This window comes from Planctobacterium marinum, assembly GCF_020687805.1.
In the GTDB taxonomy this organism is placed as follows: Bacteria; Pseudomonadota; Gammaproteobacteria; order Enterobacterales; family Alteromonadaceae; genus Planctobacterium; species Planctobacterium marinum.
Genome location: NZ_JAJEWQ010000004.1, coordinates 193,901 through 218,086, shown reverse-complemented (window position 1 = coordinate 218,086; position 24,186 = coordinate 193,901). Strand labels below are relative to the sequence as shown.

General features: G+C 41.3%; 19 protein-coding genes and 1 pseudogene. 7 read left to right on the top strand and 13 right to left on the bottom strand.

Annotation, left to right across the window (positions count from 1 at the left end; genetic code table 11):
• Positions 1 to 267 precede the first annotated feature (267 nt).
• The 5 genes and pseudogenes from LJ740_RS14525 to gapS6a form a co-directional block, all read right to left on the bottom strand.
• On the bottom strand, positions 268 to 1,227 hold the full coding sequence (locus LJ740_RS14525) for an HNH endonuclease (protein WP_229529833.1): 960 nt from the start codon (positions 1,225 to 1,227) through the stop codon (positions 268 to 270).
• Between the two features lie 479 nt (positions 1,228 to 1,706).
• Positions 1,707 to 2,081: pseudogene (locus LJ740_RS23470) on the bottom strand (IS66 family transposase); the annotation flags it as partial.
• Between the two features lie 2 nt (positions 2,082 to 2,083).
• Positions 2,084 to 2,206 (bottom strand): IS66 family insertion sequence element accessory protein TnpA, encoded by a 123-nt coding sequence (gene tnpA, locus LJ740_RS23465; RefSeq protein WP_407676419.1) that lies wholly within the window; start codon positions 2,204 to 2,206, stop codon positions 2,084 to 2,086.
• Between the two features lie 286 nt (positions 2,207 to 2,492).
• The gene (gapS6b, locus tag LJ740_RS14510) at positions 2,493 to 5,765 is read right to left on the bottom strand and encodes a GapS6b family protein (RefSeq protein ID WP_229529830.1); all 3,273 of its coding nucleotides are present in this window, start codon (positions 5,763 to 5,765) and stop codon (positions 2,493 to 2,495) included.
• A 2-nt stretch (positions 5,766 to 5,767) separates the two neighbouring features.
• Positions 5,768 to 6,130 carry a GapS6a family protein gene (gene gapS6a / locus LJ740_RS14505; protein ID WP_229529829.1) on the bottom strand — a complete coding sequence of 121 codons (363 nt, stop codon included), beginning with the start codon at positions 6,128 to 6,130 and terminating at the stop codon, positions 5,768 to 5,770.
• Between the two features lie 307 nt (positions 6,131 to 6,437).
• Between gapS6a and LJ740_RS14500 the strand changes: the two genes are divergently transcribed.
• The 7 genes from LJ740_RS14500 (at position 6,438) to LJ740_RS14470 (ending at position 15,693) form a co-directional block, all read left to right on the top strand.
• A complete protein-coding gene (locus tag LJ740_RS14500) occupies positions 6,438 to 8,309 on the top strand; it encodes a hypothetical protein (RefSeq protein WP_229529828.1) in 1,872 nt (623 codons plus the stop codon).
• The gene (locus tag LJ740_RS14495; RefSeq protein ID WP_229529827.1) at positions 8,309 to 10,969 is read left to right on the top strand and encodes a UvrD-helicase domain-containing protein; all 2,661 of its coding nucleotides are present in this window, start codon (positions 8,309 to 8,311) and stop codon (positions 10,967 to 10,969) included. Before LJ740_RS14500 ends, LJ740_RS14495 begins: the two co-directional genes overlap by 1 nt.
• A 213-nt stretch (positions 10,970 to 11,182) precedes the next feature.
• Entirely contained in the window at positions 11,183 to 11,365 is a 183-nt protein-coding gene (yhhA, locus tag LJ740_RS14490) for a YhhA family cyclophane-containing RiPP (protein WP_229529826.1), read from the top strand.
• Positions 11,366 to 13,522, top strand: coding sequence for a cyclophane-forming radical SAM/SPASM peptide maturase YhhB (gene yhhB / locus LJ740_RS14485; RefSeq protein ID WP_229529825.1), 2,157 nt, complete (start codon positions 11,366 to 11,368; stop codon positions 13,520 to 13,522).
• Positions 13,479 to 14,507, top strand: a complete 1,029-nt coding sequence (locus tag LJ740_RS14480; protein ID WP_229529824.1) for a UPF0489 family protein — start codon at positions 13,479 to 13,481, stop codon at positions 14,505 to 14,507. Before yhhB ends, LJ740_RS14480 begins: the two co-directional genes overlap by 44 nt.
• Complete coding sequence (locus LJ740_RS14475; RefSeq protein ID WP_229529823.1) at positions 14,507 to 14,971, top strand: hypothetical protein; 465 nt, start codon at positions 14,507 to 14,509, stop codon at positions 14,969 to 14,971. The genes LJ740_RS14480 and LJ740_RS14475 overlap by 1 nt, the downstream gene beginning before the upstream one ends.
• A gap of 119 nt (positions 14,972 to 15,090) precedes the next feature.
• The gene (locus tag LJ740_RS14470; RefSeq protein ID WP_229529822.1) at positions 15,091 to 15,693 is read left to right on the top strand and encodes a spermidine synthase family protein; all 603 of its coding nucleotides are present in this window, start codon (positions 15,091 to 15,093) and stop codon (positions 15,691 to 15,693) included.
• 495 nt (positions 15,694 to 16,188) lie between these two features.
• On the opposite strand, the gene LJ740_RS14465 is transcribed toward LJ740_RS14470, so the two are convergent.
• The 8 genes from LJ740_RS14465 to LJ740_RS14430 form a co-directional block, all read right to left on the bottom strand.
• The gene (locus LJ740_RS14465; protein ID WP_229529821.1) at positions 16,189 to 16,491 is read right to left on the bottom strand and encodes a hypothetical protein; all 303 of its coding nucleotides are present in this window, start codon (positions 16,489 to 16,491) and stop codon (positions 16,189 to 16,191) included.
• Positions 16,492 to 16,725: 234 nt separating this feature from the next.
• Positions 16,726 to 17,631, bottom strand: coding sequence for a DUF7014 domain-containing protein (locus LJ740_RS14460; protein WP_324255614.1), 906 nt, complete (start codon positions 17,629 to 17,631; stop codon positions 16,726 to 16,728).
• Positions 17,632 to 18,103: 472 nt separating this feature from the next.
• Positions 18,104 to 18,553 (bottom strand): hypothetical protein, encoded by a 450-nt coding sequence (locus tag LJ740_RS14455; RefSeq protein ID WP_229529819.1) that lies wholly within the window; start codon positions 18,551 to 18,553, stop codon positions 18,104 to 18,106.
• Positions 18,554 to 19,660: a TniQ family protein gene (locus tag LJ740_RS14450; RefSeq protein ID WP_229529818.1), complete on the bottom strand. Its 1,107-nt coding sequence runs from the start codon at positions 19,658 to 19,660 to the stop codon at positions 18,554 to 18,556.
• Positions 19,653 to 20,555 (bottom strand): TniB family NTP-binding protein, encoded by a 903-nt coding sequence (locus tag LJ740_RS14445; RefSeq protein ID WP_229529817.1) that lies wholly within the window; start codon positions 20,553 to 20,555, stop codon positions 19,653 to 19,655. Before LJ740_RS14445 ends, LJ740_RS14450 begins: the two co-directional genes overlap by 8 nt.
• Positions 20,548 to 22,440 (bottom strand): Mu transposase C-terminal domain-containing protein, encoded by a 1,893-nt coding sequence (locus LJ740_RS14440; RefSeq protein ID WP_229529816.1) that lies wholly within the window; start codon positions 22,438 to 22,440, stop codon positions 20,548 to 20,550. Before LJ740_RS14440 ends, LJ740_RS14445 begins: the two co-directional genes overlap by 8 nt.
• Positions 22,433 to 23,098, bottom strand: a complete 666-nt coding sequence (locus tag LJ740_RS14435) for a TnsA endonuclease N-terminal domain-containing protein (RefSeq protein ID WP_229529815.1) — start codon at positions 23,096 to 23,098, stop codon at positions 22,433 to 22,435. Before LJ740_RS14435 ends, LJ740_RS14440 begins: the two co-directional genes overlap by 8 nt.
• Positions 23,099 to 23,206: 108 nt before the next feature.
• On the bottom strand, positions 23,207 to 24,094 hold the full coding sequence (locus LJ740_RS14430) for a YifB family Mg chelatase-like AAA ATPase (protein ID WP_229529814.1): 888 nt from the start codon (positions 24,092 to 24,094) through the stop codon (positions 23,207 to 23,209).
• Positions 24,095 to 24,186 lie beyond the last annotated feature (92 nt).

Genomic DNA, 24,186 nt, shown 5'->3' with positions numbered 1-24,186 from the left:
GATTTTGGGAAAATGACGCCTCAAAAATGCGATAACGTCCATCAATTGTACTGACTCATACACGATCTGACACCTATAGTCTAAAGCGAAACCTAGTCGAACAGGTTGTCCCTTATGCCACCAAAATCGCTTCTGGACATTTTCGAGTTAAAGACTTAACTCTAACTCGTCAGTTTCGAATAAATATTTCTATGGGTTAACGCCGCGCTCTGCGGAAATTTGAGAGCACCAGCGAGTAAATTTTCCGTAACAGCGCTTTGTTAGGCACTACTCTGATTCCGGAAATTCCACAGGAAATCTATCGTCAAACCCCATTTGCATAGTCATGATTTCACCCTTTCGCACTTCGCTATCCATCCAATCCAAAACAGTAGTTCTAGGCTGGCCATAACGACCTTGATCGGGATGGCCGGGCACAGGAAAAGGGGGAATCGAAACAGACTTCCCATTCATTTGATTGTCATTCTTTTCAGACGGCAAGACAACTTGAAATACTTCATTTCCATAACCAAGAACAAGGAATGCATACGGGTAGCCAGTAACCGTACTTTTACGCCGCAAGATCAAAGCTGTGATTAAATCGTTTGGCATGGGGCCCGGCTGAAAGGCGTAAATAACGGGGCATTTGTTTATGTAGGCCTTGGAATGATCAGGTTCCTTTACCCATCGCATCAAGCCCGAAAAGTTCGGAATTTCACTATCCGGCAATAGAGTAATCCCGATTTTCATAAACGCTTTTAGCACAGCTACCGGTGTATAAGAATCTCGCCTTAGTTTGAAGGTAACCGTTTTGTTTTCTTCATCAACTTCGAAAATTGGGTCATTTTCATACGCAGTGATATTAAGCCTAGATTGGTCGTATTCGATTCTCCAACCGGGTTTGTCTCCGCCTTTTTTTAGCGTTGGCACGCCGCTCTTCCCTCTGATGCGAACGAGAGTGCGCATTGCTTTTGACCAATTCCCAAGGTCATTCTCTATCCCTTGCCCAAATCCTTTATTGCAGGTATCGCACTCATAGGCACTTTCGATACTCTTATTTCCTAGTAGCTCAGGGATTGCGTGAGCTACTTTTTTGAAAGTTACCTCCGGCGTCGTTTTTCCGCAGAAACGGCAGCTACGGTTATCTCTGTCACCCAAAACTACTTTATCGCCAGGCCGAACCAGCCATTGACCAATTATATCGTAGTGAGCATTGTAGAAATCTAAGTTTGAATCCTGCCCCTTCATAGTCTTCTCCATTCTATGGAAACTCCCTAACATATTATTTGTGCGCATGCGCGTTTACCTCGTTGGACCTGTGAAAACGCGCACAGTTAACTATCTTTATGTAAAGAAGTTATCAGATTTTTTAAAAATACACCATCCGGAAAAACGCGCACGGATGTTGCTCTCGAAACCCTCAAAAACTATCGCAATACGATATGACTGTATATCTAATCAGGATTCCGCTGTTATAGAGAAGCACTAAATTGGAGGGCTAATAGATGAGATTTTGTAGGGTAACTCTTTCGTAAAGTCCAGAACGAACAAACGTGTGCTAACAAGCTTTGGGGCAAAAGTGAGCTAGAGTAACCTGTCAGATCTGATTACATCGCTGTTAGAGAACTGGCAGATTACGTCCTGATTAATTCACACAATGACGGTATGTGCCGCTCTTAAGGTGTCGATTGTGTAGTGGTCAACTAATTCCGGACAGTTTGTTAAGTTGATTTTCTGCCAATGACAAAGGGCTTGATGGCTCGTTCGGCGCGTTTGTTATCGATGGCAAGGTTGCCATCATCGACATAGCGAACCAGTTTGTGCCATTTATTCAGGCTGTAGCCAAGCGCTTTACCCAATGCCGTTTTAGGTGGCACCTTCAATGCCGATTTATACAGCTAGGCTTTGTATTGGGTTAGCAAAGGAAGTGATTCGGTTTGCCTTATCTGATATTTCTGCAGTGCTGACTGGCCTTTGATGCGGGTTTCAATCCGGTATAGCTTCTGAATGAGGTTCAGTACCCAGTTCGCTTTACCGTTTTTGCCCTTTTCTTGTACCACTTCGGCCTCTTTAAACTTTCGTCTGGCATGTGCCCAGCAACCCGCTAATGAGGCCAACGTTTGGTTAAAATTTTATACTGGCGACAAAATTCCGAAATGGTTAAACCGCTTCTCTGCTGATCTTCCAGGATTTGTCGCCACTGGTCCGGGCTTCGAAACTTTCTCATTGCTCCCTCCGTTTTTAACTTTAGAGACAGCTTACTGAGATTTCATCACCCCTAGAATGTGCTGTTTGCCGCACGCTTACCCTCAACTATTACATTATGCACACTTAAATAGATGGCATCGAGGTCGTCATTGAGCGCAGTTGTATCTGTACCAATTTTGACATTTTGAGTTAGAGTTAGTATGCAAAAAGAAGATGGTCCCCTTTAATTTGCTCTTTTACGTAGTCCGATAGAAATGCTTAACTTCTTGGTAAAGCACTGCTTAGACCGAGAAATCCCTTCTAAATCATTCATTTCCATTTTCTTTTTCTTCGTATAATTTTTGAATCTCAACATCTATACGAGTTGTATCCAAAAAATGTCCGCGAACGAACTGACGGAAAAACATTAGACTGAGATTGAAGGCTCGCTTTAAAAGTCCGGTCCGATATAACACCTCAAAAATTAGTTGGGCCAATCTTTCCTCACTCGATTCTCCTTGCAGTTGTGTCATCGATAATATGCAACAACGGTTTATGATATTTTCAGTGTGTTTCCATTCAGATAAACTCAAGTATGAAAAAGGAGTTGTATATGCCATGCAAATAGACTGGACACAGTACATCGACAGAACAGCCAAAGATTCCTCCGTCGACTTAAAACTGACAGGAACATTTGTGAGTAATTGCGCAGCCAGGTATTGTCCTTCTTCATCTTCGGAACAAAATTGGCGTACGTCCTGAACTAATAATGGTACAGGTAGACCATACCAGATCAGGCAACGCGCTAGTCGATGGGACTCAATCTGGTCCGTATTTCGTATTCGGTGCATTAATTCAGCAATATTGACTACAGGTACATCAATGGATTTATATAGTGCGCAAAAACTGCTATCGAGACACAGCACTGGCATAGAGTGAGATAAAGCAGTTTTAACAGAACTGAAGTGGGTAATACTGATAGAGTCTCTAAGCTCTACCAACACTTCTGGCATATCAAATGAATCCGGATAAAGTATTGTGCTATGATCCAGTAAATGTCGTAAATTCCTTAAGTTTACATCTTGGGCAATATCGTCAGCAGTTACCCTTATAACGTGCTCCCCATCTTTTCGTAACGCTAAATATTCGGGCCTCCCCATTTCATTAAGCCAGGTAGAGGCTACTTCATGAGTTTCAGGCGTGACGTAGATGTTGAATTCAGATTCAATTAAAACGCTTCCCAGCCCAGTTAGACTAAAGTACGTTAAGGATAAAGCATCTAAAACAAGGCTATCGCTGCCTTCAATTCCATCGTTATTTAGTTTCAAATACTGATTACTATTTTTGTCCATTAAGTAAATAAAGGCACCCTTTACTTCCTCGTGGTCATGTGTATTGCGGAGCCGCATCAATAGAGGGATGTGGACACCATTTATTTCGGGTTCAGAAAGACTGTCACTTTCAGGAACCATATCCAGTGCCTGCTTAAATCCCTCCACAGGAGAATGCTTATTAACAGTGAAGGAATAGAAACAATCATCTCCAGAATTAACGTGGATTCGTATTTCCGATGCAATTCGAAACGCCCCTACCACAGGCGATAAAACTTCTTTTAACTCAACCTTACCGACTCCATCCCCTGACACATCTCCAACATTCATTTCAGCAAGACTTTCCCCCAAGGGACTATCTTTGCTTATAAAGTACTCATTTGATGCCCCGTCTTCTAAGAGCATCTTCGTGTATACTTTTCCAAGGTGAACATACACGACAGCAACAGAACACCGCTCAGATGTGATTAGCGAGGGATCAGAGTCCGCAACACTTTTCATCCTATCCATACTAAAATTGGTGATGTGTTTGGACATACCTACCGGATCATCCAGAAACCACTCCAACAAAACAGATTCGCATAGTATAAGATTGGTCCTTGAGATGAGTCTGATCAAGGTCATACCATGCCCACTAAATTGCGAAAAAACGGTCATGGGAATGCCTGTGATTTCCCGATTAATTTCTTCAACACTCGATTCAGTAATATGGTTTAGACGCAATATCAATAACCATAGATATGGGCTGTCGCTAAAATATTCCGACGCATCTTTCGCACAGGTGAAAGCCTCCTGGTTGTTACCCAAAGACATCAACACTTCAACCTGGAGTGTCGTCAATCTGAAGCTTTCCTCTTTGCGCTCTATTGCAACCAGGAGTCGGCTTAATTCTTTGACCTGTTCTGAAGCGAATAAGGCTTCTGCATAGGCGGTGATTATTGGAGATGGCCATGGACTTTCAGGAATCAAAGGCTGAAGTAATTTAATAACTGAAAGCGGAAGTTCCAGTTGCAATAACACTGCAGACAGTCTGCTAAGAACCTCCAAATTTATTTCGCTCAATTTGTCTGAATGTACCTTCACCAGAGACTCGATTGCGTCGCAGATTTTGTTTTTGAGTTCCGTATTTCGCGAATCGCATACTGTACAATTTAAGAATACGGAGGTTAAGTCAGAAACCACCTGTTCGGTCGTAGATACCGCACCTCCTTTATCCAACCACTTCTTAACGAGCCGATTTGGAATTGCCCCATTAGCGATAGCTGAAGTAACCTGCACAAACTCCAGCTCGCTTAAGAGCTGGTTTTTCTCGTTAAGTAACTCTCTGGTTTTCTTTTCACTTTCTCCATTTGTGGATTTGAGTTCAATAAACTCTTCAATCTGGGGAACAGATTTCTTTGCTTCTTCAACGTTCGCAATACAGTAATCAAATAATTTAGAATGCCTAAACCAGGTCGTTGCAAGGAGTACAGCGGCACTCTGCACCACCCGATAATCCTTTACTCTCTCGGAGAGGGCCAACACTGTTTGAGTTTGTGACTCCAGTTCAACCAGTAAACTACTGTCAATAACCCAGAAATGGAGTCCATTGACCGCTTTATGTAGACAATATGCACTAGAAAGAGAAAATAGGATTTCACTATTTAGAGACGGATAGTTAACTTTTAAGTATTCGCATAACTCCCGTGCAAGTTCAAATTGTTCAAGTCGACTTGCGGCGCTAACAAACGCACACAACTCGTGCTCATAGAAGCCATCGAAACCATTAGTGAGTTGCTCTCTGAGCTCAGATTCGCTAGCAAGATTACCGAAGAATACAGCTTTGCAATATGAGTCTCTAAAGCCAGAATTCATAAAACGGTTCCTGGCTCTTTCCTCTGATGTTTGTGAAAGGTGCCCTATGTAGACCGATTCAACTGCATCTTTTATCACGGCACCCGAACGTTCACTCCTCAACAATGTCGTAAAATCATCTGGGCTAATGGAATAATCTTGTTTTAGCAGTAGCGCTTTTTTGCACTCAAGCACTTTTAATAGTGTTTGGCATTCATCGTCAAGGGAATTGGTAACTCTTAAACACTCCAGTGAAACTGATGCCTTTTCCTGTTCATTGTGAAACAAATAAGTAAGGTATTGTTTCGTGAATATAGTTAAGTTTGGAGACGACAAATTGTTGATCGTCAGATTACCAATATTCACTATTGAGTCAGGTTGAGCATTAACATTAATGCCAATGCCAGCACTCTGATTGACCGGGCCGTTATTCATTCTTATTTATTATCCCTCTTGTTAACTGTGATGCCGCCAACCGTCACATTTCCATTTCCCTGGATATATACATTATTGCCTATTTCTGATGACTGACTTACCTTTATTTCAGTTGTTGAAGCCGGTATTGATCTCAGTAAGTTTAGCAAGTCTTCACTTTGATTTATTTTTCTCTCAATGGCGTGTTCACCGAGGTCGCCGTTTATGCCAGCCTCTTTCAATCTCTTTAGCATTTCCGTGATCTGTTCGTCTGAAACCAACCAGTTTTTCAATTTTGTTTTTAAGAAATCACCGCTCAGGGTGGCCCCTGCCTTTATACCGTCATAGATGATTCCTGACAGTACTGCCGCTGTTAAAAATTCCATATGTACCCTTCAATTTTATAGCTTGAACTTTGCACTATCATTTATTCGACAGCTTAACTCTTATTTTTACTTCTGAAACACTCACTCATTTTCCACAGGGCTACTGTAGTTTTTCTCGCTGAAATCGGCCTTCTTCTCTAGCGCTGAAAATACTTAATGTATCAGATGATTCACCATTAGGTCGTAAATATGCACATCGCTAGTTGAATTTAAACAATAACACCGCACTTTGTACTGTTACCACATGTTTATAATGTAATGGATAGGTTTTGCATTATTAAACCATAAGGGCAGGAAAGAACGGCCAATGTCTGAAAGAGCGGAGTTTAGTTTTAGAAAGTTAACGAACGGTGATGACGGCTATTGGCGCGTGTGTTGGTTTGGTTACATGGACTATGCCAATGGGTTTGGAGATAGATTCTCGGAGCCCTTTATAGATGTCACAATGGCACGACTAAAAGACTCCCTTGGTTCATCAAACATATGGAACATGAAACGTTCATATGAACCAGTGCTAAGTAAAGTGAAAGTTCCCATAGAATATCTGTGTGCATTGCGACTTGGAGATATATGGCACAACGGAAGCCTGTTACCTGAATATAACGCGCACTATCGAGAAAAAGTATTTGAGAATATTGAAATACCAAAGGATTCAATTGGTCCGATTGTTACCAGTGCGAAAGATAAAGAAGGGAACTTTTATCTACCTTTTTCTGAGCACTCTTTTCACTCACATTGTCCACGCATTAACTGTGAACTAATTGATTTTTCACATAACACAGTAATTCTCATCCCGCATTACGTCATCCTTCAAGCGTATTTCTCTAAATGCTCTTATGTTTTTCGCAAACTTTTTCAGTTTGGCATGGTTCTGGATGAAATCTTTGATCCTTCCAAGAGCCACATCGATGCATCTGGCAAAGCATATGTCCATTTAAAAACAAAAACGCACGATGTGGCTGCGGCCGAGGTTGCCCGAATCGCATTTGACCCTGCAGCAAATGCGGCAGCCAAAAAAGTCAGTGAGAGCCTCGCATTACAATCTTCTCAATTTGAAAAACAATTTTTATCACCAAAAACATGTTTTCCTTTCAAAGCAAAAACGGATTTAAATCTGCGAGGTCAGTGGATTAAGCGCGGCGAAAGCCTATGGACATTCCTTGCATTTGAAATATTGTCCTGTTCAGCTCCATTGCCTTTCAGTGAGTTAGAGTATTTCAGGGATAATCCCGGTGACAAAAGACCAGGAAAGCCATCTCGAGGACAAATACCTAATAAAGCCGGGACACCACCAAGAAAAAAGAGACCAAACCTTGTCCAGGAGCCAGAACTCGCTCCTGATGAAGAAAATAATAACTCAGTCGAAGATACATTATTCCAGGCGAGAGAAGGTGCTGACCTGGACGATTTACATCGTGTCAAAATTACAAAACAACGCCAAGTGGAACATAAAGAAAACAACGATTTCTATACGCCTCCCGGTGATACACAAGATATAACAAACATAAACACCGGGGGAGGCCATTCTACTGGAAATACAGGCCCCGGAATCTTCGCAGATGGCGGCGAATTTGACTCTACCGAACGAAAAAACGAACCATTCCTGTTCTCCCGAAAAGTTGACAGACTGAGGTTGTTTTATAATGCCGCCAGTCTGCTTCATCAACACCCCCATGTGCTCACTGTCAAACTTATTAAACTGAATGAAAGGCTAAAATCCTCTAATTCCGCAAGATCATGTTATCCCGCAGTAAAAATTTCCGATGAGCGTTGGTCTACATGGCATCAGGTAGATAGACATGATGTATCAACCACTATTAGCCGAAAATCCAACCGAGAAGCAATTGTGATTCGTGTGGTGACCCCTTCAGCTGAATACGTGTTTATTGAACAGGAACGCAGAATTACCAAGGAAAATGATAAATGGAAAGAAGAAAATCAACTGTCAGGTATAAGGATAACTAACCATTCATCCAACTCAATAACCAAATGGCAGTTAGAAGCACTCATGCGTGAACTTGTCCGGTCTAGAGGCATCCTTAAAAAAGACGAAGCGAGTCGATATTTTGAGGGTTCGGAATTAAAAGCGTTTAAACATCCTGTTAATGATCACATAGAGCAAGGCACATACACAGACGCAATGTACGATAAGCTACTTCAACTAATGGACCTGAATTAATGAATCAAAAGACTGACAAAGCCTCTGAAACTAAAAAAGATTCAGTCTTGCCTGACCAATTAATTCAAGATGCCATTCCTCGCTCTGGAATGATTCGTACTATCCTTGGGAGCCTGACAGGCCTCTTAAGCAAAACCTATTTTGACAAATTTAAACACAATGCCATAACTGTGCTTATTACCCAACAGAACAAGCATAACGAGGAAATTGAGGAACTAAAAAAGGAATATGATCGAGAAATAAAAACATTGAAAGAGGACCATATTGAAACACTGGAGAAAAAGAAAGCTGAATGGACTGACAAACTATTTCGGATGCTAAATAAAATTAACTATAAACATACCGATATAGGCCGAACAAGGGATCCTAATCCAGTATTGCATCAGGAGTTTATGAATTTCGATGATTCGGAAGCCGCTGAATTTCTTCGCTGGATGAAAAAGAGTAAAATCAAACTAAACAGGCGACAGAGAAAAGTCCTTTTCTGTAAACACACTGCTGTAAATGTGCTGGCCGGCGCCGGAGCAGGAAAAAGTACAACTCTATGTTGCCGCGTTTTGTTCCTTAATCAAGTTGTTCACATTCCTCTTGAAAAGATCTCAGTGATGACTTTCACCAACGAATCGAAACTAGACTTTATAGACAAACTTAAAGAGCTATATCTCAAAAGAAATCCAGCCATGCCACTTGATGAAGAGGTTGCTCGTTCCATCGTTCGGACCTTTCATTCTGTTGCGTATGAAGTGAACAGACAAATATCACAGGGTTCACGACAATTACTGTTCCCCGATGGAATGCCCACTATTGATCCGGAAGACCAATACGGTTCAGATATAGAGAATCCAATGGCTATGGAAAAAGGACAAAAAAAAAGAAAGACGGATAATGATTCATCCCTAAGCTATCAACTTAACGTGGCATACAAGAAGCTGTATGGTAAATCTGACAAGTTCAGAGGTTATATAACCTCTCTACATATTGCGAGTTTAAGAAATTGCAAGAACCCACCATCAGAATACAAAGATTACAAATACGTTGGATTTTATGAAAATCAATTGATTCCGATGTTTAACCAATGGTGGAAAGATAATCTCGAAGTCAGATACGATGAAATCATATCGAAATACGGTAAAGCAGTACGAAAAGAAATCGATGGAGTCGGTATCCAATTCCAGCTGTTTCTGCCAAACCTGAATGCCAATGTGTCCTTGGGTGCCCCTGGTGAAGATTTTGGAGGCATGTTTTTTGATGAAAAAATGAAACAAAAAGTGTCACCAATCATCTTCAATCGCGCTAAATTACTCTGGCTGAAGGCACCGGAAAGTTTTGTTTATGTTGACAATATTCGCGATCTCAATCGATTAATAAGACTTGAAGAGCTGGAGAGTGAAGCGTTAAACAACATGCAAATTAATCACCCGTTTGATTATACCTGCGCAGGCGACCTGCCAGCCAAAGAGCCAGTCCCTATTTTCGCCAAGTTTAAAGAATACAGTGACTTCCTGTACTCTTTGGGAAAACGATTGGCTGACCTACCAGAACATCAGGTATCAACACTATTCAAAGAGTGCACGCCAAACGATATTGTTTTCATGAAAGCAGCCAGAGAGTTTCAGGAGTTCTTTGAAGAATATTGCGAAGAGGCAAACTCTGTAACATTCGAACGAATCTTCTATGAACTACGGAACATCGATACTGAAGTGGCAATGAAGCTGCGCAAAGAAAATTTCCGCCTGGATAAAATTTCACATTTGCTCATAGATGAGTTTCAGGACATATCGAAAAATATTATCGACTTCATCACCACTTTAAAGCAACTCAACACAATGAACGATACTGCCAGAGAAAAACAAATCTCCGAAATTATGGAGTTCAGGGAAAACACTGGCTCTCTAATGTGTGTTGGTGATGAAAAGCAAGCAATATACAGTTGGCGCGGCAGTTCTCCGTGTTTTATTAATCATTTTAATTTGTTTTTCCCGGGTACAGACAAATTCAGGAAACTCTCTATTATTGAGAATTACCGCAGTCACCGAAAAATTCTGCAAGCCGCAGATAAATGCCTCGTAGGACTTACAGCGTGTAAATCCAGGGATTATTTGGCCAAGGGGGAAGCAAATTCGTCCACCGACAGTGAGTTCAAGATATACCGACAGATAGATGACCCAAATGCAGGCGATAACTCAAATAAAACAAGTATCAATTACGAACAATTGGTCGCAGCGGTGGACAATGAAATTGAGCTGGCGAGAAAAACCGGTAATCTCCCCGTGTTATTACTCACCAAATCACGCAGATTAGTCAATGAAAGTGGAAATGATTTGTTTAATTCACGCCTGGCAGAATGGAAGAAGGTTGATGAGTATGGTCATTCAGACGTAAAAGTGCTGACGATTCATGCAAGTAAAGGCCTTGAGAGCTCAACAGTGTTCATTATTGGAGACATCGCGCCACCTGACAGTCACCCTATCAAAGATGCCTGTTATGCTTATTCTGGTATCAGAAAACTAGAGAAAACATACAAAAGAGCGCAAAATGACGAGGCAATCAGGCTTTGTTATGTAGCGATTACTAGAGCAAAAAAACGTTGTTTTTGGTTTCTCAATAGAACGGGAACGGATTCTGTGTCGCGTTACTATGATCAGAAATTTTACGCCTAAATAAATTAAGATTTATAGAACTTGATTTTGCTCAAAAGGTAGCAGCGAAGATGATGATTCTTTTAAAACACAGATAAATTGAGCCGTACTGAGTTGAACTTAGTTGGGAGGCTTAATTTTGATTAAAACTTCTACACTACCATCTTGTGGTTTATTGGAAATTTATGTAATACTCAGGTGAGTTGCTAAAAAAAATATATAATGGAGTATCACATGTCATCTGCAACACTTAAGATTGAAGAGTCGACCGAATCAGAGATTCGCCAAGGATTAACAAAAGGGAAAAGTTCCAACCCTGCAATTCAGCGTCTGCGTTTTCGTGTAATAGCAGAATCAGATGCCAGCCAAGTTATCACCAGTTACGACCGCATGCACCATCGCCATAATCGCTCTTAGATGAGTATAGTGGGCGTTACTAAGTTTTCATCATTTTTGGTGAAAGTCGCTTCACGATGTAACCTTGATTGCGATTACTGTTATGTCTATCACCACGCCGATCAGAGTTGGCGTTCTATGCCAAAACTCCTTTCGGCGGAGCATCGTGAATTATTTGTTTATCGTCTTCAAGAATATGTTTTACAAAGTGGTCTGACTCGTTGTGCGGTTATTTTTCACGGCGGAGAACCCCTATTGGCTGGAACGCAAACAATAGTTGATTTCGCCACCATGCTTCGCAAATCATGTAACATACCTGTAGATGTTAGCATCCAAACCAATGGAGTACTGCTTACTGAGGAAGCTCTGAGACTTTTTGAGAAAAATGATATTGGTATATCACTCAGCTTAGATGGACCGAAATCAGCTAACGATAAACATCGATTAACCCGCAAAGGGCGGTCTAGTTTTGTTGAGACTGAACAAGCGTTGCTCAAGCTTCAAAAATATCCATCAATCTTTGCTGGAGTAATCGCTGTTATTGACGCATACACAAGTTCTAAGGAACTTTTTGAGTATTTTGATCAATTTGAAATACCTCAGTTAGATTTTTTACTACCAGATGCCCATTGGCTTCGACCACCTCCAAACAGAGGGCAAGCTCCAACTGTTTATCAGGAGTGGTTAGTTGATGCTTTTGATTTATGGTTGGACAAGTACCCTCATATTAAGTTGAGAACGTTTGAATCATTGTTAGATGTTTGTGCGGGGTTGCCTTCTGGGACAGATGCATTCGGTTTTGGAGATGTTAGTCTTTTATCAATAGAAACGGATGGTAGCTATCACGATTTGGATGTTTTGAAAGTTACTCAAGATGGTGCTACAAAGCTTACAGGTAGCCTATCTGATACTGCGATTTCAGAAGTAGCATTATCACCTTCAATAGAGCAGCACCGACGTTATTTACGTAAAGAAGGGCTAGCTGAGGTTTGCCAGTCGTGTGATATTGTTGATATTTGTGGCGGTGGGGCTTTACCTCACCGATTTAATAAAGATGGTTTTATCAATCCGACAGTCTACTGCGAAGAGATGAAACGACTAATAAACCACATTAAGAGTCGATTGAAGGAACTCTTGTCTTCTGAGAGAGGCGAAGTCGTATCATGCTCTTTACCCGAAGAGTTTTCTCTTAAGAGCTTTGAACTGGCCGAGACAGCAAAGCCTTCGCTTGATTCACTGCGCGACGGTGCATTCGCCGAGTCATTTAAGGATTTGGAGATTGCTTTAGAGCTTATTAATAAGTCGATAACACCAAGCAAATTAGAATTGTTGGCAAGTCGTCCAGGTGCGATTGCTTGGTCTAAGGCCGTAAACGCTAAGAAACAAGGGTTGAGACTGTACTCGTTAGATGGTCATGAAATTAATGTCTCACCTGATTATTTCGATTTTTTACAATCAGTCTTGGACAAAGGCAGTGTGAAAGACACTTGGGATGTAGGTCGAAACGACTATTGGCTTCGAACTCCTTTCGGTAAAACTATTACATTTGAAGGAAGTGAACTTACGAAGGCTGGCCAAGGACTAGTTAAGCAGGCTATGGATATTGTAAAAAAGTGGCGTCCAGCACTTGCAACTGAAATGATAGAAACATGCCGCGCTGTGCAATTTATTAGGGATCCAATGGCTGATCCACGAAAGATTGTCTCGTTCAGTGATAACTCAGTTCCTGGAACCCTATATGTTTCAATATTTCAGGGTGAGGGATTGATTGACCCTTACGACCTAGCAGATTCCCTAATTCATGAGCATCGTCACCAGAAGTTGTACTTGTTCGAACGCTATGCTCAGACTATTGAGCCAACTGATAAACTAGTGATTTCCCCATGGCGCGAAGATCTTAGACCTCCTTCAGGGTTATATCATGCTGTCTTTGTATTCGTTGAGCTGAGACGCTTTTGGATATATGTTCGTGACTGTGGTCCTAACAGGCTTCGTACTCGAGCTCTAAATCAGATTGCTGATTCAGACTGTCGTCTTAAGCAAGCATTTGATACTTTGGAGCAATGTCCTTTAACACAAACTGGGCAGAAGTTAGCGGATATACTCAAGCTCGCATCTAAGGAAAATAGTTCAAATGGACTCGTTGATTTACATTCCACTGACTCGATTATCGCCTGACAAATTGCGCAGGCATGCGCAGCTCCGGGATTATTTTTGTGACAAAGATGCGATCGCAACTCAAATAGGGGATGAGTGGCAACTTGAATTAGAGTGGTCAAATGATCCTTATAGGTATGTTGACCCTTGTTTAAATGAAGGTCTTTCGTGGTGGGGAAATGAGCTTCAATTTAAAGATATGGCTGTGGCACGCAAGCGTAAAGGTCGTGTGCTTCTATCTTTAAATGACACATGGACTTTAGAAAGTTGGAGTGAATGGTTTAATCGGGATACCGAAAAAAATAACGTTGTAGTGCTTCATGTAGACGACCACAAAGATCTTGGTTCACCCAGAGTATTCATAAGCCCCAATGGTTGGATAGACCCTATAACAGGTCGAGTTGTAGATTTTGAAAACCCTAATTCAGTTTCAGATGCAATTGAAAGTGGTGCGTTTGGAATGGGAAGCTTTCTTACTCCCTTTTTACATCTTGTCCCACATTCCGATGTCCGTCATCTTTGTCAACCTCCTAAATGTAAGGATACATCTGATTTTATTATTAGATTAGATACAACCCCTGATATATTGCTCAATTTAGATGCTCGTCGACCATCTGTTACCTTAGAGGAAACAACAGCTTTAAACTCAAAGTCCAACGGAGTAGTACATGGCCGCTATCGTTTCACAAACGACCTCGATGTATGGCTCGAAGGTCTAGACCTTCAAGTGGAGGAAAATGATACAGCATTTCTTCTCCATATTGATATGGATTATTTTTGCAACCGTTATGATGGAGATAGTGATGCAGTGCTTCACCCTTGCCCACTAGATCTTTCATTACCTCAAGTATTAGAACAGATCGATAATCTAACAGAGACTTTACGGAGTCACTCAATACTAACAAGTCTCGATGATATTGTGATTGCCTTATCTCCCGGTTTCTTTCCGTCAGAGTTCTGGGCCCCAAGTTGTGAGAGGCTCCTTGAGGGATTAGGTGAACTTTAATGGTTCGGCCCGCGAAAACTAAACGCATCAGGCGAGTAAAGCACACAAATCAAAAACATCCTTCAGTAAAGGCTAAATCAAACCTTGGGCCAGTTAGCACTGACAATGTAGAGCTAATTGGCACCGCAGGTACTCGAAATAAAGGAGGGGGAAGTGGTGGCGAAGCTTGGCTTGTAATGGTTGATGGAAAAAGAGCCGGAAAGGCATATATAAACATGTTAGATGATCCGATACGAGGTCTTCACCCATCATTTCATGTATTTTTAAATCGTCCGAGCCAAGGGCGACATATTGGACGTATTGTTTATAAGAGCTGCTGTTCTCGGAGCAAATATGATGTCATTTATGCTCACATGCGCAAGTCAAATATTGCATCTCGAAAGGCAGCGGAATATGCAGGGTTTGTAGATGTAACTTCCCAAGAGGATATGCAACTCGTAATGGTTTGGCGTAAACCCAATTAGACAAAAAATCTAAGTCTGACTGAGTGCCTAAATATAGCACATACATAATATAGAACTATTCTAGAAGTGTATTGCTACAGTAAGCAGATTTTAAAGAACCTCGAAGTGAAGAATGCCCCATGACTAACATTCAGCTTGAATTTGAGAAAAAGACCAATGATATATTGATATGGAAAGGGCAGGTTGTAATGTCTAGATCTGAAGAACCATATTTCAAAGCCATTTTTTCTCGTCTTGCTGACCTACAGCCCAAAAAAGTACTCGAGATTGGCTTTGGGTTAGGGATTTCTGCGGAATTGATTCAAAAGCATCTGAATCCACAGTTGCATGATATTTATGAGATTGAAAGTTCTATTTACAGGGATCTGGAAGAGTTTTCAGTAGGGCGACCTTCAGTGCGAACGCACTTGGGAGATTGGCGGAGACAGCTAATTAAGCAGAAATATGATTTTATATTTTTTGATCCGTTTGATTATACAGAAGCTGGAGGGGGCAATTATGAAAAGTGGATTAAATCTCGTGCTCAAATGGCTGAACTAATGAAAAAGTTATTAACTGAGGAGGGAGTTCTGTGTCATCCCCACTTTGGAGATGGTGACGTCCCTGGCCTTTCAGGCTTTACCACAATCATTGTTGAGCGATTAAAAGTTTCACCTATCCTAATGTCTGACGAGACAATTTGTGAGGAGGCTGCCGTGATACTCCACAAACCAAACAAATAAAAGAACTGAACCGATAAACCAAAGATAAATAGGATACGGCAAATTAGGTTGAATATTCTGGGAGAGTTTAGTTGACGGTCGCTAGTCAACTTTTTTACTAAAAGTTTTCGCAACCGCTTTGACTTACTGTCGGTTAGCAAAAATCTTACACATCTTAATTTAAATCCGTGTACTTGTTGTACATGGCTTGGTACAAGCCACTACAATAGCTAGCCACCTGAAACTATTCAATTTACAGTCATTCCAGATTGTGAACCGTCTATTCAGTTAACTTACAGGCTGACTCGGATGTTTTAATAATTGCTTAATCCTTCAAGCAGTTTTCTAAAACCCTACAATTCAGAATCGTGTGCAGCCGAAATAAAGTAACAACAGTCAGACCAAGTCTAAACCTTCTATAAAAAGTATCAAGGCAGATATGAGTCACTACAATTGATATATGCAGGGCAAAATCTAATCTTCACGTTTTTTCGTCACAAGTGTCTATCAAGCTATTCAATCAATGCTTAATAATGCCAACTTGATGTCTGATAATGAACCATAGAAATTGCGATTATCGTTTGAAGTATTCATACCTATTTTGCGTGCAAACTGACTACTGGCAGTGTTAGCAGCCTCAATACCAATGTATTGCATTCCTATCTGCTCCAGCGTTGGTAAAATGGAACGGATTAAAGCCGTAAAATGTCCTTTTCGGCGCTCCTGGAATGCAATTCTCGCAATAATGAAAATGTTATCTAATCCGTTCCAACTATATTGATTTATATTAACCCTGAGAAACAATTCAAACTTACTCATTCTCCCCTGTAGTCTCGACTCGGAAATACAATCAAATCTCAATCGTTTATATCCAAACCGTTCCTTCAGAAACGTTGATATGGCGCCGTACAATGCCAATTGTTGTGGGCTTATATCTTTCGGTAAGTAAATCATAAGTTCCGGTCGCCTAATTTCGCTACAATAAGTCAAAGAACATTGAAATAGGCTGTGCTGTTAAAGTGTAAATTGGTAATGACCTTAATATCTTGCCACTCAGGCCCACTCTTCAACAAGCAAGAGAATGGCGGCCGCAGTTGCATTGATGGTGTAATTTGCCACCTGTTTAGAAACTTGCTTTTCCTGAGTGCCAGCTCCATGTGAAGAGCTTAATCGATTTCTAATCGTTGCGATTAATATCAGTGGTTGCTCCCAAAACGAATCCAAATCCGATTTTTCAATCAATGATTTTAAGAGCGGAGATGCTGAGTCGGTTTGTTTAAAAGCAATGCTATTAATTGAGCATAATACTTTCATAGTGCTCTCAAAGGCACTGCAACATTTGGTCAAACAATCTCTGTAATCAGAGTTTCGGAAATCCTCTAGTGCATTAAGAAATTCATCATTGGCTTGTTGAAATCTGATGTCACTAGACAATAGATTTAGCGTGGGCTCTATACACCGGTGATGAATTACATCATTGTTTTTCATTATGATTTGAGGTGTACCCGTGATTTTCATTGTCTTGGATTCTCGGCCCCAATGCTCTGTAACACCTTCAACGACGACATAATCGGTAAGATGATAGGGGAGTTCATCCAGTTGCAAAAATTGGTTTATAGCCTTAATTAGAGGGCTATCCGGGTAGGTGATACCACTAACTCTGGAATGGAACAGCAATTCCAATATATCGAAAAACTTATCGTCTTCACATTCAAACATGTATTGAATAAGGTCTTCACATGTACTCTGCGGCTTACCAGTGTGAGACAATCTATGCAGGCCTAATGACATCGCGACTTCCCTATGAAGACTGCTCATAGAGTCCTCAAAGCCCATACCTAAATGATCTTGAAGAACCATAATAACTCTGTTTTTGAACGTCACCGTCAATGGCTTGCATTCATTCAGTGTCTTTTTATCGTTCCTTCTGGAAAATAGCCCAAATAATCGCTCAAACATAATGCCTTAATATTTCACCAAAACCCTAGTATTGCGATTAATAGTGTTAACTCAAGTCATTTTATTTGGCGGATTTAAGAGGGTTGTCGTCGGACTCTCAAATAGTTTTAGGCATCCTTTAGTTGAAGTCATAAACAGGTTAGAGATATATGAACTCACAACCGTACCTTGCCGCACTTTTTATTATGGTAGTGACAAAAAGAGCAATAACATGTGACATCGCACAACGGTATAAAATGAAGCAATTTAAAACACTACCTCAAACGCGAATACTATCGTTAAGGTACGTCCGAGAGGGTTACTCCTTCAGTTAGTTTCGATTAGATACTTATGAGATCCCAACGACATTATTCTCAATTTATTTGTGACGATGAACCCAGACTCAATCGTTGGTAGAAAGCATGCTCGCACACATGTCTACATTGAGTAAATTGAAATATTAGAAACGTGACATTGCATATTTTGCAACACATTACTGAAAATAGTCGCCCAGGAACTTTCTGCCCCCCATGAAAATGTGTCGAGCCTCTTGTATTTTATTGAACGTTTCTCTATCACTGCATTGCAGGTGATTCATAACACTAGATTCTATTTTAACCAGTTCATAGCACATATCGAATATGATCATAATTCGTCTAAGTCGAGCCAAAATCCGGTCATCATAATACTTGTGCGTTGAATTAACTGGTAACTCGAAATAACCTTCCAGCTCCTTAATCTTCATGTCCGGATAGTTCTGGAGCAATTCTTCGAGCCGGAAATGAAGTTCAGCTTGTTTGACCGCACTTTCTCTTAGTCCAGACTCAGGCATCCCCTCAATATGCCCCTTAATTAATGCAAGCACATCATTAAAATTTAAAATGGCATCAGCATCATCTTGATCGTTAGCAATGTAATTCAATATAAAGTTGTACTTTTCCATTTATTTTTCCTGGTCAAATATTTGGTCTATAACAAAAGAGTTGCAAACCCCGAGTAACCTACTAATGCTATATTTATTCACTTTCTTACCGTTTGCTTTTAAATAAGCACATGCGCATTTAACGTGGTCAGATTCAGGCGCAACTTTTGGAAAGTGTCTGTGCTCTTTAAGTGGTTCTACAAGCCAAAATGGTAATACGGGATTCGTTTTATACATTGAATAAAAGTCGTATAAGAAAAGACCATGAGACTCAGCAAACCTGATAAAATTATCTGGCCATAAATCGAATATTTGGTTCATTTCGGAAAAGGCCCAATACCGCATATCTACATCGATTGAATCTACTTGAACTTTCGAATACGGCTTTCGCTCTTTGTATATCACAAGGCGCATCAAGTGCTTCAATACAGAAAAGAAAGAAAACGAGTAAATCCATTCCCCATTGCCAAGGTCCCAATATCCTTTTTTAAGAATCGAATTAATAAGCTTTGTGGACCTGACAACCTCTCTTTCTGCACGGAGAATTGGCGCATATTTGACGTCAAAACCGCACTTGAAGCATTCAGACCATTGGCCCTCAAAAGGGATAGATTGATTTTTGGTGTCGTTTTTAAAGGGTACTACCGGCGCCTGACATTGAGGGCACCTATCCTGCAGCCTTATTTCGTGTTTCACACATGCAGTTATAAAGGTGATCCGCCATGATTTCCTAAAAAACGGGTTGCTATCCCTGAGACAAAGCGGGCAAAACTGTTGCAAATACCTCAGTTCTGCATACCTTTCAATTCCCGCCATCAAAATGCCGGAGAAGTGGTGATGTTTCTGAAGTCCTGGAACCAAAAAACCGATAAAACTATCCAGAGTCGTATTCATGACACGCCGCTCTGTTAGACCCGTTAAATATGCAAGACGATGAATAAAAGGCCGCGGCACCCCTATATCAAGCTTCCTCCCTATATTTTTGTTAGATTTTTGAATCCAACGACATAGCGAATAAAACTTAGTCCCGTTTGCTCTTGCAAGACGCATCAACCACGAGCTTAGGGTCTCATCCTCAAAAGGAGGGGGGTGCATAGGAAGTACTGCATTGTGAGCTAATTCAGCCATTCTCTCGCCTGCGCTTTGATGGAGGTTCCCAGTCTAAGTTCTTTAATCCTTGCAAGGTTATACATTCACTTCCATCGTTAAGGGCATCTATAGCAGCCTCAGAAAGGATTTCAGCCAATTCACCCAATAACCCTTCACTCATGGCATAAAGTTGCTTAGAGAGTGTTTGAGACTTCAAATCAGAAGCTTTTCGCAGAGGTAGCATCCTCTCGAAACTCAGCAATAATCTCTTGAACTCAATATTCTGCTCCCATCTCGGTAGGAATGAGGCTTTGAACCGATTATCTAGTTGTGGATCCGTTTTTATAGCCCGCAGGGCATCTTTCGTACCTAATGCAACAATTGGGATACGAAGGGCATTTCCCAGGCTCCGTATTGCACTTAAATAAATTCTTTGCTTATCTAGAGGCCCTGCCAACATAGAATGGAATTCATCAATGATAAGCATTCTGACATCACAGGCTTCCATTAGCTTCTTTACCTGAAATAACTTCTTATCAGGAGAGTCTGATGGTCTATATGGTGCAAATAGCTTGTCTAGGATATGAGAATACAGGCGAGATTCATTAGGAACTGGCGGCGATTGAACGAATAGTGCAGGAATAACGATACCATCATTGGTTTCCTTCTCGTATGAAGGATTGAGAGAAATAAACCTTTCTGCAATCATGGTTTTCCCGGAATTACTGTCTCCGACAATCAGCAAATTTGGCATTCGATGTTTTTTCGGATATGCCAGCAGATCTTCCATTTTGTTTAGGACTGTTTTGGCTCTTGTATAACCAATCCACCGTGCTGAACGGATATATTTTTTGCGTTCAGTATTCGACAGTGCCAGCGCTTCCCTTGCGACTTCATTGAGATGCTCATGAGCGTTTTTCACCATATCATCCATGGCTTTGCACCTCTTCCATCTCATCAAACGGTAATATGTCTTCGTCTTCTAAGACATCCTCTTTGTGCGATGAACTGTTAGCTAAATAGTCCTCTGATGGTTTCTCAATATATCCTCCAGATTTCTTCTCTGCAGCTTTTTTCCTTGCCAGGCTCCGTCTACTTTTCTTTGTTTTTTCACTAGATTGTTCAACAATCTCACGCATTTTCTTGACTGCGCCGAAGATTTTATCTTCATCGATATCGACTTCCCCTTCTTTTTTGAGCAAATCTCTCGCGGCCTGGACTTCCCATTTGGTAATGGCCGGATGAGAAAGGTTGCGATACGGAATTGGGAAATAAGAATTTATTTGAGGATCGAAAAACCATATTACACTGACATCTCTGGGGTCGTAGCGACAGATAAACTTACGCTTCAGTTTGCTTCGACTATCTACGGTACTGTTTATCCAGACGCGCAACACATCGTGGTAATAGAAAATATCATTAATACGAATTCCATAATCCTGAACCGTTCTTTCTTCAAAAGGAAGGAAGTCAATTTTAAGCGTTTCCTCATCCTCGATTTTCCTTGGCAGTCCTACTCCTTTCGTTCGTTTAGTGCCAAGAATACCTTGTTCATACTTGCGGATTGGCGGCATTCCAATACCGGAATGTTTTTTGTAGTGATACTTTTCAGCGATAAGTGTCGCAAGCCATTGTTCAAATTCTGCCATGGTCATTACTGATTCTTTATCAGAATCGTAGTCACCACGTTGTTCGATATTAGAAAACGTCGTTCCCGGAATTTGATGAATTTCTGAAGAGAAGCTCCCAAGCAACCTCTCTATATGAGCACCATATTTAGGCCTGGCTACAGGTCTCCATTCAAGCGTAATCTGATATTGGTCACATGCTTTTTTCAGCATGTTTCCACGAAACTCACCTGCATTATCGGCATGCAATGTTTTGGGAAGCCCCCAACATGGCCATTCTCCATCAATGTCGTGGTCAATTAACCACTTATCTTTTGGCAAAATAGCGTGAGATACTGCAACGCCAACACTAATTGCGCTTGGCGGATCCAAAGAAATGTAAAATCCCGTCACCATGCGACTGAATACATCTATTGCCATCGTGATCCAAGCTCTTCCTATGGGTAACCTATACTCTTCGTCCACAAGGATCACGTCAGTTGGTGTATGATCTATCTGCACAACGGCTAAAGGATAGTCAGCTCCCGGAAACTGATCTGGAGACGGTTCATACATCTCCTGTGCCTTTTTGGCACCGTATCTTTTACTCACTTTTACATAGTCAGAAAGTTGCTTAATTCTGTTCCTGACAGTATTCACATGAGGTGCAGGAATTCCTTCTTCTCGGCATAACATTTTAATCGTTTCATGAACTGAACTGACTGATTTTTTTAGTTTGTTCAGGTATTCGGTCTCGATGGACTCTTTGATAATTTCATCTACACGTTGGCTTAATCTGGAGTCACCTTTATCACTTCGTTTTTTCGGTGCTAAGCTGGTGAGTAGACAGTTTTGTTCGTAAAGTCTGAGCCATTTATATAGCGTATTGATGTGTAACCCGTGCTCATCTGCAACACGTTCCATGTCTGTTTTTGTTCTTCCGGGTTTATGTAGAACTGGTTGGATAATTTCTAAACGTTGTTGAGCTACGTTCCAGTCCTCATCGGTCAATGCCTCAATGCCAATTGATGCAGGATTTTGCTGCGCAACTACAGCGATTTTTCCAATTGGGATACGACTAACCTCATGTGTAGAGAGGTGTTCTGCCAGCACATACTTAAGGTCAAGGATCTGCTTAATTACATATTCTTCACGCTCGAAGGTAACAACTTTTCCGGGTTGCAAAGAAAATACTTTTTGACTTTTACTCATATGGCAGCCCCATCCAAATTTTGGAGTCCATAGTAATGGGTAAGTTAAGGTCAGTCCCGATCCTGCGACTTCCTACAAGGTGCCAGACAGATGGTATGAGTTCCGCTCTCAACCACTTGTCATGAAATATTGCAACCAACAAATCTTCTACTGAGCACTCGCGCATTTGAGCCAACTTTTCAAGGATCATAACCTCGTGAGTTTCATCAAGCTCTTTGTTTAAAAACGGTAACAAGAAGCGAGCATTTTCCATCCTGTTAGTACGAATTTCTACTTCGGTGACCAGTTTAAAACGCATCTGATTTTTTGCTGCGTATCTTATGGCAGCTTTAAATTTGGGCCTATATTCTGACCAATTTTCTCGGAGGTCATCCCTATATTTTATTTCATAAATAATATTGGTGAAATTGCATGAAACTGGAATTTGTGGGGCATATTGAACCAACACATCTGGCGTGTAAGTTCGTCTATTATCTAGACTATCAAACCATAAAATCTCAACAGGTTGTGTATCGTAGTTAATTACAGATGAGTCAAATTCAAGGAGAGTAAAAAAGTCTCTTTCCAGAGTAGATTCATATAAAACATTGGATGATTTTTTCGACGCCATTTGACCTGTTACGTTGCGATAACTCTTAGGAATTGTTCTGACTGGCACAGTTCTAGATCCATTATGCACTAATTATGTATTTATCAACGCATTACAACATATCGATGTACCTATTACATCATAATGCTGTGGTCTGAGTGTGTTTTTGAGGTTATATTACATTTCAATTTTGTAAGTGTCAGGTACAGGTTTACTGCCGCCACCCACCAGCGCCACAGCAGAAGAGGTATGATGGGGATTGCGAAATGGCCTGAGACGCCAGTTTTTGGCATTGAAAGGCAAATTGGCGACAGATTTTACAGTAGCCGTTTGCAAGGACTCCTGTTCCGACATAGGTGGTAACAATCCTGCCAGGCGCGTAGCCAGCATGGTTTTTCCGGTACCCGGCGGACCACAAAACAACAGGTTGTGCCGACCTGCCGCCGCTATCGTCAGGGCTCGCTTGGCCTGTTGCTGGCCGATGATTTCAGCCAGATCCGGGTTTTCGGTTTGCGCTTCCTGAGAGTCTTTCACCAGCGAAGGTGCAATTTTTCGGCTTCCCGACAGGTGCAAAAAAACCTCTTTAAAACTCAAGGCTGCATAAACCCGGGCATCCGATACCAGCATGGCTTCGTCCTGATTGGCAGCCGGTAAAATCAGCTGTTTTCCTGCATTTCGGGCCGCCACGGAGACGGGCAGAATGCCGCTAACCGATCGCAATTCACCGGACAATGCCAACTCGCCAATAAACTCATAGTGCGCAATATCCATCTCCGGTGTCACCCCTGAAGCAGCAATGATGCCGATGGCAATCGCCAGATCAAAGCGCCCGCCTTCCTTGGGAAGATCTGCCGGTGCCAGGTTAACGGTGATTTTTTTGCCGGGGAATTCAAAATGAGAGTTGAGTAAGGCACTTCGTACTCTATCGCGGGCTTCTCTGACAGAGGCTTCGGGCAAGCCCACGATATTAAAGCCCGGCAGACCATTTGAGAGATGCACTTCCACCGTAACCAAAGGTGCATCCACCCCCAAAACAGCGCGTGTTTTCACCACAGCCAGTGCCATATGCAATTCCTTTGCAAAATCCAAACTGCGCTCAAGTTTAGAGCAAACGTCACTGTGAACAAGGGCTAAAAAGTACAGTTTTTAGTACCTGT